At 43.4% G+C, this 15160-nt stretch carries 8 protein-coding genes; 2 read left to right on the forward strand and 6 right to left on the reverse strand.

What is annotated here, in order from left to right:
* Window positions 1–131: 131 nt before the first annotated feature.
* Window positions 132–7295: a type I polyketide synthase gene (locus tag BGP76_RS17420; protein ID WP_119845643.1), complete on the reverse strand. Its 7164-nt coding sequence runs from the start codon at window positions 7293–7295 to the stop codon at window positions 132–134.
* 967 nt (window positions 7296–8262) lie between these two features.
* Here BGP76_RS17420 and BGP76_RS17425 point away from each other — a divergent pair.
* Window positions 8263–9786 carry a methyl-accepting chemotaxis protein gene (locus tag BGP76_RS17425; protein WP_221409905.1) on the forward strand — a complete coding sequence of 508 codons (1524 nt, stop codon included), beginning with the start codon at window positions 8263–8265 and terminating at the stop codon, window positions 9784–9786.
* Between the two features lie 13 nt (window positions 9787–9799).
* On the opposite strand, the gene BGP76_RS17430 is transcribed toward BGP76_RS17425, so the two are convergent.
* From BGP76_RS17430 to BGP76_RS17450, 5 genes are all read right to left on the reverse strand, one after another.
* Window positions 9800–10951, reverse strand: a complete 1152-nt coding sequence (locus tag BGP76_RS17430; protein ID WP_119845645.1) for a formimidoylglutamase — start codon at window positions 10949–10951, stop codon at window positions 9800–9802.
* Between the two features lie 90 nt (window positions 10952–11041).
* Entirely contained in the window at window positions 11042–12349 is a 1308-nt protein-coding gene (gene nqrF / locus BGP76_RS17435; RefSeq protein WP_073125193.1) for an NADH:ubiquinone reductase (Na(+)-transporting) subunit F, read from the reverse strand.
* A 244-nt stretch (window positions 12350–12593) separates the two neighbouring features.
* The gene (locus BGP76_RS17440) at window positions 12594–13571 is read right to left on the reverse strand and encodes a radical SAM protein (RefSeq protein WP_119845646.1); all 978 of its coding nucleotides are present in this window, start codon (window positions 13569–13571) and stop codon (window positions 12594–12596) included.
* A gap of 3 nt (window positions 13572–13574) precedes the next feature.
* Window positions 13575–13850, reverse strand: a complete 276-nt coding sequence (locus tag BGP76_RS17445; protein ID WP_073125191.1) for a hypothetical protein — start codon at window positions 13848–13850, stop codon at window positions 13575–13577.
* On the reverse strand, window positions 13835–14284 hold the full coding sequence (locus BGP76_RS17450) for a hypothetical protein (RefSeq protein ID WP_147407510.1): 450 nt from the start codon (window positions 14282–14284) through the stop codon (window positions 13835–13837). The genes BGP76_RS17445 and BGP76_RS17450 overlap by 16 nt, the downstream gene beginning before the upstream one ends.
* 62 nt (window positions 14285–14346) lie before the next feature.
* Between BGP76_RS17450 and pyrF the strand changes: the two genes are divergently transcribed.
* Entirely contained in the window at window positions 14347–15156 is an 810-nt protein-coding gene (gene pyrF, locus BGP76_RS17455) for an orotidine-5'-phosphate decarboxylase (protein WP_073125185.1), read from the forward strand.
* Window positions 15157–15160: the final 4 nt, after the last annotated feature.

Below are 15160 nucleotides of genomic sequence, written 5' to 3' on the forward strand. Positions count from 1 at the left end.
TGTATTATTAGAAAGAGCCCTAGGACAGATTAATGTGATTGAAAACTTCCTTCTCTCCTGTCATAGAGGGAAGGAAGTGGTTTACAGTATAGCCTGCACGGTTTCGGATGAAATGTGCAGGCTTCTTTTTGTTACTCTTGCAATGAAAGACTCAAGTCCTGCGTGATTTGCTGGCGAATGAAGTCTTTGTTTCGACTCACAAACCAGTGATCACCATGTACGAGCTCTTGTCTAAACTCAGATGCCGTATGCTCCTCCCAAGGAGCCATCTCCTCAGGCAAGGTGACTTCATCTTCAATCGCTGAGAAAACAGTGATCGGACAGTTGAACTTCGCATCATCGGCATAGTCATAGTCCACGAGTAGAGCCATGTCAAGCCTCAAAATCGGAAGGATCTTTTTGACATAGTCTAAATCATCGATGTAGGTCATCAGTCCTATCAGTTTTTGCTCCGAGTTAGCGGAGATGGCTGATTGTTTTAGGACATCACGATTTTTCCAAGTGGTGGTCATCTGTGGTGCCATGGTCGCTGAACTAAAGAAGTGCAGCGGCTCTTTGCCATGCTTGTTGCGCAGTGCACGAGTCAACTCGAAGGCTACTATTCCTCCAAAACTGTGTCCGTAGATTACAAACGATCCATCCAGCAGGGGTAGCATAGCTGTCTCTATATCTAACAGTAGCTGACTAAAGTCAGAATAGATCGGTTCGTCTTTTCTGTTTTCGCGCCCTGGTAGTTGTACTGCGTAGACATCAGTGCCTTCTGGTGCCTCGTAGAGGAAGTCGTTGAACATCGATGCGCCAGCTCCCATGGAGTGAAACATGAAGAGTTTGGTTTTGCCAAGGGACTCATTGTCATCAGACTTTTTGTGCACGAACCACTCGTTGATCACTTCAATATCGCTTTCTGAAGTGATACCCGACTCATCTTGTTCTACTTCGCTAGTAGCTGTTTTGATACTCTCCAAAATATGAGCGGATATTTCTACGATACTAGGCCCTTTGGATAGCTTCATGAGCGGATAGTTGAACTCTAGTTTTTGTAGAATCCAGTTTCTCAGTTGATTCATCATGAGAGAGTCTAGACCGATAGCTGATACAGATTTGCTTTCGTCCAGCTTGTCAGGAGTCGTGCCGAGTATTCTAGCAAGTGCTTCTTTGAGGTGCCCAGTGAGCAGTGTGATTCCTTCTCCGTTGGCTTGGATGAGCTTGTCACGCAAGCTGTCATTGCCGGCTTTGGCCGAACCTACTTTCAACGTGTCGTCTGAAAGGAGATCCTTAAATTTGGCATCATTTCTCAAGTGACTGAAAAACTCTCTGAATCTCAACCAATCGATATTGGCGGCCATTCGTACGATATCACCTTCGAGTAATATCCGTTCGATTTTGCTAGTGACCTGATTCATGGTTAGTGGTAGCCAGCCTTGATTCTCCAATACGTTGAGGACGTTTCCACCTTCTTTGGACATCCCTGCATACTGACCGAGTACTCCTAGGTTGACGCTTTGCGCGTGCAGGCCTAATGATTTTCGGTAGTTGACTAATTTGTCTAAGAAGTTGTTGGCAGACGAATAGTTGGCTTGTCCCGGTAGACCAAATACCGCAGAGATGGACGACAATGACAAGAAGAAGTCCAATTGCATTTTTGTCGTAGCGAGATGGAGGTTCCAAGCTCCCATAGCTTTGGGGGTAAATACCCTGTCGAATATCTCTTGATCCATTCGCTGAATCGTCGAATCCTGTAGTACTGCAGCACCATGTATGATACCGGCTAGTGGTGCGGTTTGGTTCACTCTTGAGACCATATCATTTACTTGGTTGGTAGATGATAGATTTACATTTTCGATCATGATATTAATCCCATCTCCTCTGAGCTTTTCTATCCAGCTGTGATCATATTCGGATTTTGGTCCACTTCGACTCACTAGCGCGAGATGCCTAGCGCCTTTGTTGGCTAACCATTTAGCCAACTCTAGCCCAAAGCCACTTGCACCCCCAGTGATCAAATAACTGTGGTCAGCGGATAAGGTCAGTGTTTCGGCGGGCAAGGCATTGACATGCTCTCCGTCCATAGAGACGATGACTTTGCCGATGTGTTTGCCTTTGGCTATGAAGTCAATGGCTTCACCGATTTCGTTGATCGAAAACTGCTTGTATGGATGTGGCTTCAGTACTTTGTCTTCGAACAGTCGAATGACATCCCCGAATAGTTTACTCGCCTTTTTAGGCTTTTGTCCCATGAGGCGATCGATATCCACTGCGAAGTAACTGAGGTTGTCACCAAATCTTTTGAGATGCAAACTCATGTCGTTGTAGATGTCCGTTTTGCCGATCTCTACAAATCGTCCAAATGGACGTAGGCATTTGATACTTTGTATGATGGCTTTCCCACTGAGTGAGTTCAGTACCAGATCGACTCCTTCTCCGTGGGTGTCTTGCATGATCTCATCGTGAAATGCCGTGCTACGACTGTTGTAGATGTGTGTTACGCCCATCTCACGAAGTAGCGTTCTTTTTTCTTCGGTGCCAGCGGTTGCATAGATCTCTATACCGAAGTGCTGAGCCAGCGCTACTGCTGCCATACCTACACCACCTGTTGCCGAGTGGATCAGTAGACGTTCCCCTTCGTCCATTTGTCCGAGGTTAAACATACAGTGATAGGCTGTCAAATATACTAAAGTGATCGTAGCGGCCTCTTCGAACGAAATGTGTTCGGGTTTAGGAACTACACAGTGATCTGGTGCGATGACTTTTCCTGCGAATGTATTTGGCGCAAAAGCCAATACAGGGTCTCCAATTTTGAGGTGAGTTACGGACTTGCCTACACGGGCAACTACACCACTACACTCTAGCCCGAGCTGTGCCCCGACTAGCCCACCTGCTACACTTTCCTCAGTCAGTAGACCGTTTAGATTTAGGACATCTTTAAAGTTAAGCCCTGATGCTTTCACATCGATTTCTACATCATGAGCACCCAATTGGAACGGAGCTATTTGTCTGAATCCAATAGAGTCTAGGATGCCTTTTTCTCTCAAGATCGTCTGATAGTATGATCCAGAAGCGAGTAGATTGATAGAGGCGTCTTCCTGTGCTTTGGATTTATCGATTGCGAGTAGCCTTTTGACTAGGACTTCTTGATCACGAAATGCATAATCAGTCTCTTCACCGCCGTTGGAGGTAGAGGAGATGATTTTTGCCAAATGTGCTATTTCGTTTTCGTTCTCTAAGCTCGACAGATCAGCGATTTTGACCGTCACCAATGGGTATTCGTTGAACATGACCCGACCCAGCCCATAAGAAGGGGCTTGAGATAAATCTATCTCTGTATCTGAAGCGATTACCAGATCTGCCTGTTGGTTGAGCAGCCATATAGATAATTGCATTTCTGCTTCTATGATGGCATTGAATACATTGAGCGTTTTCCAACTCATGTCTTTCATGCCTGTCTCCAGTGCTTGACCTTTAGCAGATAGAGGTAGTGTGACCACTATTCTATTTAGCGTAGGATGGTCTTTTTTGATTTGCACCATGACCGCTTTTAGTTCTTCTCGATTAGAAAAATCCTTGATCGGCGCATGGGTGATTTTTGATCCATTTTGCACTAACTGCTCTTCGAGTGCTTTTGTGTTACAGTCGGCTTCCCCTACGAATAGCACCTCGTTGTTAGCTGATTTGTATTGGGTATCTGGTACTGGAATCCACTCGTACTCGTAGCACCCCGTATAAGCTACTTCTCCTTCTTGGCTTCTTGACCCTTCGATGTATTTACAATCTAACCCTTGGATTTCAGCGATTAAAACGCCTGCTTCATCAATGATCCAAAAATCACCTTTGAGATACTCGGAGCTGCTTTCATGTACTTTTACATAGCTGAATACCGTTTGAGTAGTTGGCTTGGAGTGGAGTTTATATCTGTCTATATGTACTGGTAAGTAGACACCACGTTCTTCGTCATCATTACTCATCTTCGCTGCGAAAATCGTGTGGAGACATGCGTCCAAAATAGAAGGATGTAGGTAGTAGTCCTCGATCCCGTAGCTGAGTGACTCGTGCAGTTCTACTTTACTCAGAATCTCCCCCTCGATCACCCACATGTTTTTGATGGCTTTGAACGTAGGGCCGTAGAATAACCCACTTTTTTTCAATTCCAAATACATGGGTTGTACCGGGAGTCGGTCATTTACTCTCTCTTTGATCGCTTCTAAATCTACAGGCATGGAGTTAAAAGTATCTCCGAGGGTGTTCATTTTTCCGTTAGAGTGCTTGATCCATTCAGCGTCGGGGTTGTTTCGATCCCGACTGAGTATCCAGTATTTTTCTTCATCAGAGTACATTTCAATTTTGACTTCTTGAAAATGTCCATCCTCAGGCAGGAATAGTGCGTTTTCGAAATTCACGTCCTCTAGGAATCCAAAGTCACTACCAAAGGCTTCTTTGGCAGCAGCAGTAGCCATCTCCAAATGACCCGTCGCGGGGAAGATAATGACATCATCCACCCGATGATCATCGATGTATGGATCTACTCGTCTGTCTAGGAGCAAGTCGAAGCTGAAAAGATCTTTTTGCGCTCCGGACTGTATACTTCCATTCAACAAAGGGTGCGTTTTTTTTCCTATTCTTCTGGCCTTGTGTTCTAGGTTTTCATACCAGAATGATTTCATGTCCCATTGGTATCTTGGGAGATCTAAAACCTGTTTTGACTCAGGGTATATCATATCCCAATTGAGAGCAAAGCCTTTGGTATATAGTGATCCTAAGGTTTGAAGAAACCTTAGTTTCTCATTTTCCTTTCTTTTGATAGAAGGGAAGATAGAGGCGGTGATGTTTTTGGATTCAAATAGTTCTTCAGCTCCGCCTGACAGAGCGGGGTGAGGACCTATTTCGATAAATAGGTCGTATCCATCATCTACCATAGCACTTAGTGCATTGGAGAAGTAGACAGGTTCTCGAACATTGTCATACCAGTATTTGCTGACTAGGTGTGACCCATCTTCTTTTTGGCCTGTCACTGTTGAATAAAGTGCTGTTTTGGATAGACTCGGTTTCAGTGAGGCGAGAGAACTGATGAGTTCGTCTTTGAGCGGCTCCATGTGATGGGAATGAAACGGTACTGTTACTCTTAGAAACTTGTTGAAAATATCCTTTTTCTCAAGCTCTTCGGCGATTTTGATCAGTGGTGCTTCATCTCCAGATAGCACCGTCATGGCTGGGCCGTTGACCGCTCCGATAGATACTACATCTGATACACTTTTAATGGCATCTTCGGCTTCTTTTTGCGTGAGGCTGACCGCTAGCATTTTCCCTTTGCCCGTAGCGGCGTGTTGGCCTCTACTTCGATGAAAGATCACTTGTACCGCTTGCTCTAAGGTTAGTGAGCCAGCAGTGTAAGCTGCCGCTACTTCGCCAATCGAGTGTCCTACGACTGCTTCTGGTATGACACCATGTTTTTTCCAAAGTTCTACCAGTGCGATTTGTATCGCCATGATGGCTGGTTGTGCGATTCGGGTGTCATTGACTCTGGAGTTTTCTTCATCCTTGTTCATTTCCTCTAACAAAGACCAACCTGCTATTTCTAGAAAATAGGTTTCGATCTTTTGAATGACGGATTTGAAAAGGGGTTCGTTAGCGATAAGTTCTTGTCCCATTGCATACCACTGTGGACCTTGTCCAGTGAACACGAATGCGATTTTTTGGGCAGGAGTGTCTACTTCATCTACTACGACACCAGCGAGTGTGTTTCCATCTAGGTACGCATCGATTTTGGTGATGATATCACCCTTGTCACTACCCGCTATCGCGATGCGGTGCTTGAGGTCAGACCGGTGTTTTCCTATGTTGTAGCAGATGTCTCTCAGGCTGTTTTTAGACGTTGAGAGGTAGTCTTTGTACTCACGTAGGAGGTTGTTCAATGAAAGGGTCGTTTCGGCACTGGTGTGGAAGAGGTATTGATTCTCTTCTGTGTCAATATTGGTTTGAGTTAGGGAATCATCCGATGGGATGTATTCTTGAAGGACCAAATGCGCATTAGTGCCTCCTGCTCCAAATGAGTTGACTCCCCCTATGCGAGGGCTACCATCGGGTTGTGCAGGCCAATCCGTGTTTTTACTAACGACTTTAAGCTTCCAATTCTGTAAATCTATTTTTGGATTGATTTTATTGAAATGGAGATTGCCAGGTATTTTTTTGTTTTTGATCGAAAGTGCAAGCTTAATCAAACCAGCTACTCCTGCGGCGCCTTCTAAGTGACCGATGTTCGTTTTGACAGATCCAATCATCAGCGGGTGCTCTGCGCTTCTTTTACTGAATACATTGGCAAATGACTTGGTCTCGATAGGATCTCCTACAGGGGTGCCTGTGCCGTGCGCTTCTATATATTGGAGTTTGTCCACGTCTACACCTGCTAGAGCGTATGCATTGCGAAGCATTCGTGTTTGCGAGGATTCGCTAGGTACAGTGAAACCTTCGCTAGTATGCCCGTCAGAGTTGCAAGCAGTACTTTTGATTATGCCATATATTTTATTGTTGTCTGCAATGGCTTGGTCTATTGGTTTGAGGTATACAACTCCTACTCCTTCACTTCGGACATATCCATTGGCTTTTTCATCAAAGGACTTGCAGTGACCATCAGGACTCAAGAAATTGCCCTTGGACATCATGATGGTTGATTCAGGATTGATGATGATATTGACACCTCCAGCTACAGCTGAGTCGGCAGTTTGATCCCATATCGCCTGACATGCTAAATGTATAGATACGAGAGAGCCGGAGCAGGCAGTATCGATCGAAACGCTGGGGCCTTTTAGATCATAGAAATAGGACACTCTGTTGGCGATCGCAGTGAGAGAGGACCCCATCGGTACGTGAGGACTAATTTCATATCTGCTTTTCTGGTCTACTTGCATATCCCAGTAGTCATTGGTAAACATACTCATGAATACCGCAGTGTTTGAGCCTTTGAATTGATCCAATCGGTCTCCTGAGTCCTCTATGGATTCGAAAGTGGTCTGGAGTAGTAGACGCTGTTGTGGGTCTATTCTTTCAGCTTCTTTGGGGAATATCTTAAAAAATTCATTGTCAAACTGATCTATTCCTTCTATAAAACCACCTTTGTTGGTTTTGATTTTTCCTGCCTTGTCTGGATTAGGGTCATAGAATTCCTCGTGACTCCATCGGTCTTTGGGCACTTCGGTGATTCCATTGATGCCGTTGGTTAATTGCTCCCAAAAACTATCGGGACCATGGATTTGTCCTGGTACGTGACACCCAATCCCTACGATGGCGATATCTGTTTTTTTCATAGCTAATTGATTTATATAAAGAGTTATAAATTCATGAAAGTAATCTGTGCTATAGTCAGTCTTCTATCAGTAGGTACTAACTATAGCTGTTAGCAATAGTAGAATGTCTTTCTAATCAGTATTGGCAGTATCATGACCAATGAGCGAGTTCGAACACTATTAGGTGGAGGTGATCGGTTAGTCTTTTACCAAAAAGTAAATTGGCTTTGGTCGCTTCAATCCATTCAATTAGGATTTGCGTAGTTAAATTTTGATTGTAGTACTTAAATGGTATGAATCACATTAGGTTGTTGTGTTGATGTTGTTTGGTACAAATTAGGGTTTATTTTTAATTAATCAAAGGAGTGACTGTAAATATTGCGTATAACGCTACGTGTATAATAAATGTTGTTTTTTTGTCCCCTATAGTTATGTGCAATAATTAACTTTTAAGTAAGTGGTTATAACGCAACCATTACAGGGAGAACCTATGGCTAGCGTAATTCATCTCAAATTAAAGTTGGTAATAAAGACACTGAGTTCCAATCCCTATTTATCGGTATATTAGGTGTTTAATACACAAATAATGTAGGTGGCTACTACTATTCAATATTTTATTCATGATATTAGAAATACAATAAAGCTTATTATTTATTGTATTTCTAATATATATACTGATTTTTGAGTGTGATGCCACTGGTCACATTTGTTTCAATCAAGCTATTTACAAATGGAAGAATTAATTTATTTTCTTTGTGTTATCTATTTAGGTGTCCTCCCAGTTTTGCTCACAATCAATTGGTGGATATTCAGAAAATCATTCATTTACAAAGCAGGAATATGGATTATCGCTACGATGTTTGTCGTAGTTACAGAGGCCTATGTTACCGGGTCTTTTGGGTTAATTCACCTTACATACAGTGTTCCTATAGGTACTTTATCTGTGTTTTTAACTTTTCGGGTCTTACGCAATAGTATAGAGCGGCCAATGTCTCGTATTAATGGGGTGTTTGACCAATTGCGTAGTGGAGAGATAGATTTGGAGATAGACTCCCGTGACCTTAGTAGAAACGATGAAGTAGGTGGTTTTTTTAAATCTCTTAATCTCTTTTTAGAGAAGTTGAAAGAAGCTGCTAATTTTTCATCTGCAATGGGGGATGGAGACCTTTCGGTAAAGTTTACTGCACTGAGTGATAATGACCGCTTGGGTAATTCACTGTTGATGTTAAGAGAAAAGCTTACCAATGTAGTGTCAGAAACCAAATATGTGGTAAAAGAGGCAGGAGAAGTAGGGAATTTAGAGGCCAAGATTGTCTTGGGAGAGAAGCAAGGTGTATGGCGCGAATTAAGTGAGTCAGTGAATGGACTCTTGTCTTCTATAGTGACACCGGTATTAGAAGTCAACAAAATAGTGAATGCTATGGCGGAAGGTGATTTGACTCAGCGCTATAGGCTGGAAGCGAAAGGTCAAATTCTGCAAATGACCAATAACCTAAATGTCGCTTTAGACAATTTGAACGTGTTTTTGGTGAAGATTGCAAAAAATGCCCAAGATATAGGGGATTCATCTTATGAAATGCTGAGTTCGGGAGAAGAAATGAATTCGAGTACACGTGAAATTGCCAGTGCCATTGAGCAAATGAGTCATGGTGCGCAAACACAAGTGTCGCGTGTGGATGAGTCTTCTACTTTGGTGGAGGTTATGATGCAAAACTCTACTGAAATGGGATCAAAATCTCAATCTATCAATGAAGCAGCTAAGAAAGGTGTAAAGAATAGTGAAGAGGGGGCTAAGATTGCAAAGTACGTCGTAGATAGTGTGACGGAGATATCTGTTTATTCTGGAAAGACGACTGATTCGATGCGTGTGTTGACTGAGCGATCCAAAGAGATCTCTCGTGTGCTGGGCGTGATTACTGACATTGCTTCTCAGACGAATTTACTTGCGTTAAATGCTGCGATCGAAGCAGCTCAGGCTGGTGATGCAGGTCGTGGTTTTGCTGTCGTAGCGGAAGAGATTAGGAAGTTAGCCGAGGGGTCAAGAAAATCTGCGAGTGAAATCGAAAAACTAGTGACCGATGTACAGCGGGATACATTAGAGGCGGCGGATGTCATAGAGGCTATGAATGGAGTCGTTAAGTCCAGTGTGGAGGCTTCTGGCAAAGCTGCATCTGTTTTCGAAGAGATTGAATTATCCTCAACAGAGACTTTGAGTTTTTCTGAGATGATTCTGGGAGCTACGAATTCACAAAGCGAAAGCATAAATAAAGTGGTTAACATCACGGAGGAAGTAGTGGTCATAGCAGAGCAAACTGCGGCAGGAACAGAGGAGATATCCAGTTCGGCAACAGAACTATCAGCAGGGATGAATAACTATATTCTTAAATCAAACTGGCTCAATGATGTTTCGCAGGAGCTGAAGAGTGGCTTGGAACGTTTTACGCTACTGCATAGCGATGTAGAGGATAAAGGGGGAGTAGAGACAGAAATAAATGAAGATATAGAATCATAATCTCCAGACAGCATTATAGCTTAGAGAATATTTGAATCCAGCGTTCGGGTATTTCTCCCTTGGTAGCTAGTTCGTAATCTGAATGATCACATGGTATGATATAGTTTCTGTCATAAACCCCCGTATGATTCATGTTCGGCACTTCCATCCACCATTTGTCAGACAGTCTGCTTTTGTAGAACACGATAGTCTCAGGGTTGACATCCAGTGCCACGACGTACTTGACATAGTCATTGGTTTGAAACCCTTTCTCTCCCTTTCTGTTTTTAAACCCTTCTATGAAATACCACACCATCGTAGCAACGATCATGGCAGACTGGTGATCTGAGGTGTCTTTTTCGTGGTTGTATTCGTAGATGCCCACTGAACTCAATTTGTCATTCATGCCAGCATACCACATGATTTGACACGCTTCTTCACCCGTCAACCCAAATACGACCGATTGGTCACCGCCTGGACAGTATATTTTTTGTATGGCTGAGAGATCAAAAGAGATCATGTCTGCCTCTCTAATCAAAGGTTCGACTCTTCTGAAATCATCCCGCATGGCTCCTAGCCTGAGGCTATGAAAGCCGAGTTGGGTTAGTACTTGTTCTGCAGAGGGATTGACCAAATAAGACTGATGTCCGAGTTGTGTAAAATTAAAGAGGTAATTGGGCTCGTGTGTGAATATCTTATGGAAATGACTCAGGTTGGGCGCTTGCTCTTGTTTGTTGGTAATATCAAAGCGAGAATCAATATTGAGGACACTGACCATTTTTTCTTCCTCTTGATAGGCGAGGTATTGCCCGATATCTAAATCATGTGATCCTCCGATTAGGATAGGAAGTATTCTTTTTTCGATGAGACGTTGACACACTACTTGAATACGTTTGTAGGTCTCTTCTAGCTCCGTGCCATTTCTTAGATTGCCCAGATCTACGATGTTACAGCTTCCTTGTCCTTTTTTTAATCCATAGAGTTTTTGACGGATGTGTTTCAGTCCCGAGTCAGCAATGCTCTCACTGCCGCTGGTCTCGCTCAAGCCTATGATGGCTATATCTATAGATTCCAGACTCGGGATTTTGCTCTCGTTGATATAGATCGACTGTATTAGCGAATCGCTATCGAATTGTTCTGATTTGAGGCTAGCGTCTATGGGATTGAAAAAGAGTTTGAGATCCATGAGTTAGATAATGTTAATGGTCGAATCAAAGCTACAAAAAAAGCCCAGACAACTTAATGTCTGGGCTTTGAAAATCTTTATTCGGTAAGCTTACCCACCGAAATCATCGAAGGATACATTCTCATCTGGAACACCCCAGTCGTCACACATTTTGAGAACTGCTTGGTTCATCATCGGAGGTCCGCAGAAGTAGAATTCAATATCTTCTGGAGATTCATGCTTTTTCAACTGTTGGTCGATTACTGCATTGTGAACGAATCCCAAGAAACCGTCACCTTCCGTGTCATCCATGTCTTTTTTCTCTACCCAGTTGTCTTCTGGTAGTGGATCAGAGAGTACGATTTCGAATTGGAAGTTAGGGAATTCCTTTTCGATTTGTCTGAAATCTTCTTCGTAGAATAATTCTCTCTTAGATCGTCCACCATACCAATAAGTTACTTTTCTACCTGTTTTCAAGGTGTGGAACAAGTGGAATAGGTGAGATCTCATTGGTGCCATTCCTGCACCACCACCGACGTAGATCATTTCTGCTTCGGTCTCTTTGATGAAGAATTCTCCATAAGGTCCAGATATCGTTACTTTGTCTCCTGGTTTTCTAGAGAATACATAAGAAGAACAAATACCTGGATTTACATCCATCCATGCATTTTTGGCTCTATCCCATGGTGGGGTAGCGATACGGATCGTTAGCATGACGATGTTCCCCTCTGCAGGGTGGTTAGCCATCGAGTAAGCTCTAAAGATCTCCTCGTCATTTTTCATTTTCAAATCCCAGATACCGAATTTGTCCCAGTCTTCTTTGAACTTGTCTGGTCCAGCTGGGTCATTTGGTTCTGGAGCTATGTCTATATCAGTACTGAAGTCTACTTCACACTTAGGTACATCGACTTGGATATATCCGCCTGCTTCGAAGTTTAGTGTTTCACCTTCTGGCAATCTTACAATAAAGGCTTTGATGAATGTAGCTACGTTGTAGTTGGATACTACTTCACATTCCCATTTTTTGATCCCGAAGATTTCTTCTGGAATCTCGATGTTCATGTCCTGCTTTACTTTGACTTGACAAGCGAGTCTGACGTGTTCTTTTTGCTCGGTACGGTTGAGGTGACCTACTTCTGTAGGGAGTACGTCTCCACCGCCATCTAGTACGGCACACTTACACATGGCACAAGTACCACCACCACCACATGCAGATGGGAGGAAGATTTTTTGTCCAGAAAGCGTACTCAATAGAGTAGATCCTGCAGCGGTGACGATAGGGTTAGACGTGTCACCATTGATGGTGATGTTGACATCACCTGATTGCACCAATTTAGATTGGGCAAAAAGTAGTACAAAAACCAATAGCAAAATCACTAAGGTGAAGGCGACTATTGAAGTAAATATGATAAAGGACATTGTTTGTAAATTAAATTTTCCGTCACAATTTTTATGGGCACAAATATAAATGAATTAATACCGAATAGTTAAGAGATAAATCCTAAAAGTAAGTAGTGAAATGGGATTCCCGAGTAAATGATTTTGTCTTCATAGGACATTCTCTTCGTTATGGAGAATGAGAGGGTCGTATTGAAGATGCTATGGATACAATGGAAGGTTCCAAATGAGGTGATTTATTTGGATTTGGAAGCCCAAGAAGTAGTTAGACTAACTGTCTCCAAGTGCCTTTGATCCAATTGTATTTGAAGGTACTAGGCAGGGCGAGCCAAAAGTATTTGTTCATCTCTACAGCAAAAGAGGGTTGCATGTAGCAGTTGATGGTGCAGCCTTGACACTCGGGTAGGCGGCCTTCTAGTTTGATTAGTTTTTGTGCTTCTGTTGAGCGGTAGACTTTTTCTAAATCTCCATCTATAGCGAATCCTTTGGTACCTAGGTGGTAGCAGGGCAGTAGTAGTTCGTTTTCTGGGCTGATGACGAGAGTGGTGCTAGCAGCTTTGCAGACGGGTTTTTCGGTTTGGTTGCCACCGTCTCGGCGGAGCTGGATAAATGCTTGATTGAGATAGATATTTTTCTTTTTGCCCCAGCGTGTCAAAGTTTCTAGTGATTGATTCGAAAGCCCTGAACCTGTTTCCACTTCGTTGTACTCGAAGGAAGGGTTGAGGATTAGGATAAGATCATTGGGGAGACACACGTCTGTGTACAGTTTTTCGATTTCACCGATATTATCTTCAAAGACTGTCATGAGAATATCGGGTCTTTCGCCGAGTGATTTGGCGATCTGGATGGACTCCATGACGTGATCGTAGCAGGCTACTCCGCGCATCGTGTCATGTTTCTCCTTGTGAGCCGTATCGAGACTGAAATGTAGCATATCGACTTTGCCTTTTAATCCCTCTGCATGTTTGGGGTAGAGCAGCCCGTTGGTGGTGAGTGTGGTGATGAAACCCAGCTTTTTAGCGAATGCGAAAAAATGATCGATATCTCTATGCAGCAGTGGCTCGCCTCCGGTAAAATCGATGACTTTGACCCCTAGTTTTTTGAGTGATCTAAGGTTGGTTTCGACTTGCTCTATGGTGACGTAGGGAGAAGGTCGCTCCCAGATGTCGCAAAAGCCACACTTGGCATTGCAGCGGTAGGTGACGTAGTAGTTGCACAGTATGGGGTGCTGGATGAGGCGCACTATCTATACCTGATTGGTTTTAAATAACCCAGTGATGTTGATAGAGCCAGATCGGATTTTGTAGAAGATTTTGTAATCACCACAGTTGGTTTCGCGCATGGCGATATAGTTGGACTCTATCCCTGCAAAATTGTATTTGGAGATATATTTCAAATGAACCTTGAGGAGAAGGGTGAATTTTCGGCACTCATTTTTGTCGCCTGTTGCTGCGTAGATATCTTCTAGAATCGCCTGACGGGCTTGTCTGGCGGTTAGAGTCCAGATTATGCCTTTAACCATTCTGCTTCTTCGGTTTGGATTTTTAATTCGGTGATGATGAGTTTTTCTTGGATGTCTAGCTCACTCCTTCTGAGGACGTTCATCTGCTCTTTGGTCAGGATACTTGCTTCTTGTTCGTCTCGTAGGATTCCAGTAGTGCTAATAGATGCCTTCATCATCATGGCCATCTCAAACTCTTCCGTCTCTTCCTCACTGATGGTCTTGTGAAGCGCACCTATGTTTTGTAGCAACTCTAGAATGTAGTTGTGCTCATTTTCATCTTTTGGCTGTATGAGTATCGAATCCATCGGGGCAAAATTACTTATTTTAATCGCAGTGCGATAGCCTTTTGGGTTTAATTCTCCTTCGCGTTCCGCTACGGCGGACGAGTTCCTAGGCCCTTGGGATGAAGTAATTGGCTGACTAGAAAGTTTACACTTCGTGGTTTGCCCCATGGATGATTTATTTAGAACAGGGAATCCCTAATTTTTGATTTTGGTATTCTTATTTTTGCTGCATGACCAAAGAATTTCTTTTCGAGCAGATTCAGCAGAAGCAATCGTTTTTGTGCGTAGGGCTGGATACGGATATCAATAAAATCCCCGTTCACCTTTTGGAGTTGGAAGACCCGATTTTTGAATTCAATAAACAGATTGTAGATGCCACGAAGGATTTGGCAGTAGCCTACAAGCCTAATATTGCTTTCTATGAAGCAATGGGTGCAAAGGGCTGGGAGTCCCTCGAAAAGACAATTGATTATATTCCGAAAGAGATTTTCACGATTGCGGATGCGAAACGAGGTGATATTGGCAATACATCGGCGCTCTACGCGCGAGCCTTTTTTGAGAATATGGATTTTGATTCGGTGACCGTCGCGCCCTACATGGGGTCAGATTCGGTCAAGCCATTCCTTCAGTTCAAGGACAAATGGGTGATTTTGCTCGGAGTGACCTCCAATGAGGGAGGAAAAGATTTTCAGTTTCTCGAAGCTGACGGTAAGCCTCTTTATCAGCATGTGATGGCGACTTCCAAAGCATGGGGGAGCGATCAAAACATGATGTATGTCGTGGGAGCAACTCGGCCAGAGTATCTGACGGATATTCGAAAGACGATACCCGATCACTTCTTGCTAGTGCCTGGAGTCGGTGCGCAAGGTGGAGACTTGCAAGAGGTCTGCAAGTACGGGATGAATAGCCAATGTGGATTGTTGATTAACTCTACTCGCGGTATCATCTACGCATCCAATGGTGTGGACTTTGCTGAGAAGGCAAGAGAAGAAGCACTGAAGCTGCAACAGGAAATGTCTTTATTAGTACAGAGTATCTAGTGTC

This window comes from Reichenbachiella sp. MSK19-1, assembly GCF_003590315.1.
Lineage (GTDB): Bacteria > Bacteroidota > Bacteroidia > Cytophagales > Cyclobacteriaceae > Reichenbachiella > Reichenbachiella agariperforans.

Excerpts from the sequence above, each read along its gene's own strand:
- BGP76_RS17445 (WP_073125191.1), bottom strand. The coding sequence starts at position 13,850 with ATGGTTAAAGGCATAATCTGGACTCTAACCGCCAGACAAGCCCGTCAG.
- nqrF (WP_073125193.1), bottom strand. The coding sequence starts at position 12,349 with ATGTCCTTTATCATATTTACTTCAATAGTCGCCTTCACCTTAGTGATT.
- pyrF (WP_073125185.1), top strand. The coding sequence starts at position 14,347 with ATGACCAAAGAATTTCTTTTCGAGCAGATTCAGCAGAAGCAATCGTTT.
- BGP76_RS17450 (WP_147407510.1), bottom strand. The coding sequence starts at position 14,284 with ATGGGGCAAACCACGAAGTGTAAACTTTCTAGTCAGCCAATTACTTCA.
- BGP76_RS17430 (WP_119845645.1), bottom strand. The coding sequence starts at position 10,951 with ATGGATCTCAAACTCTTTTTCAATCCCATAGACGCTAGCCTCAAATCA.
- BGP76_RS17425 (WP_221409905.1), top strand. The coding sequence starts at position 8,263 with ATGTCTCGTATTAATGGGGTGTTTGACCAATTGCGTAGTGGAGAGATA.
- BGP76_RS17420 (WP_119845643.1), bottom strand. The coding sequence starts at position 7,295 with ATGAAAAAAACAGATATCGCCATCGTAGGGATTGGGTGTCACGTACCA.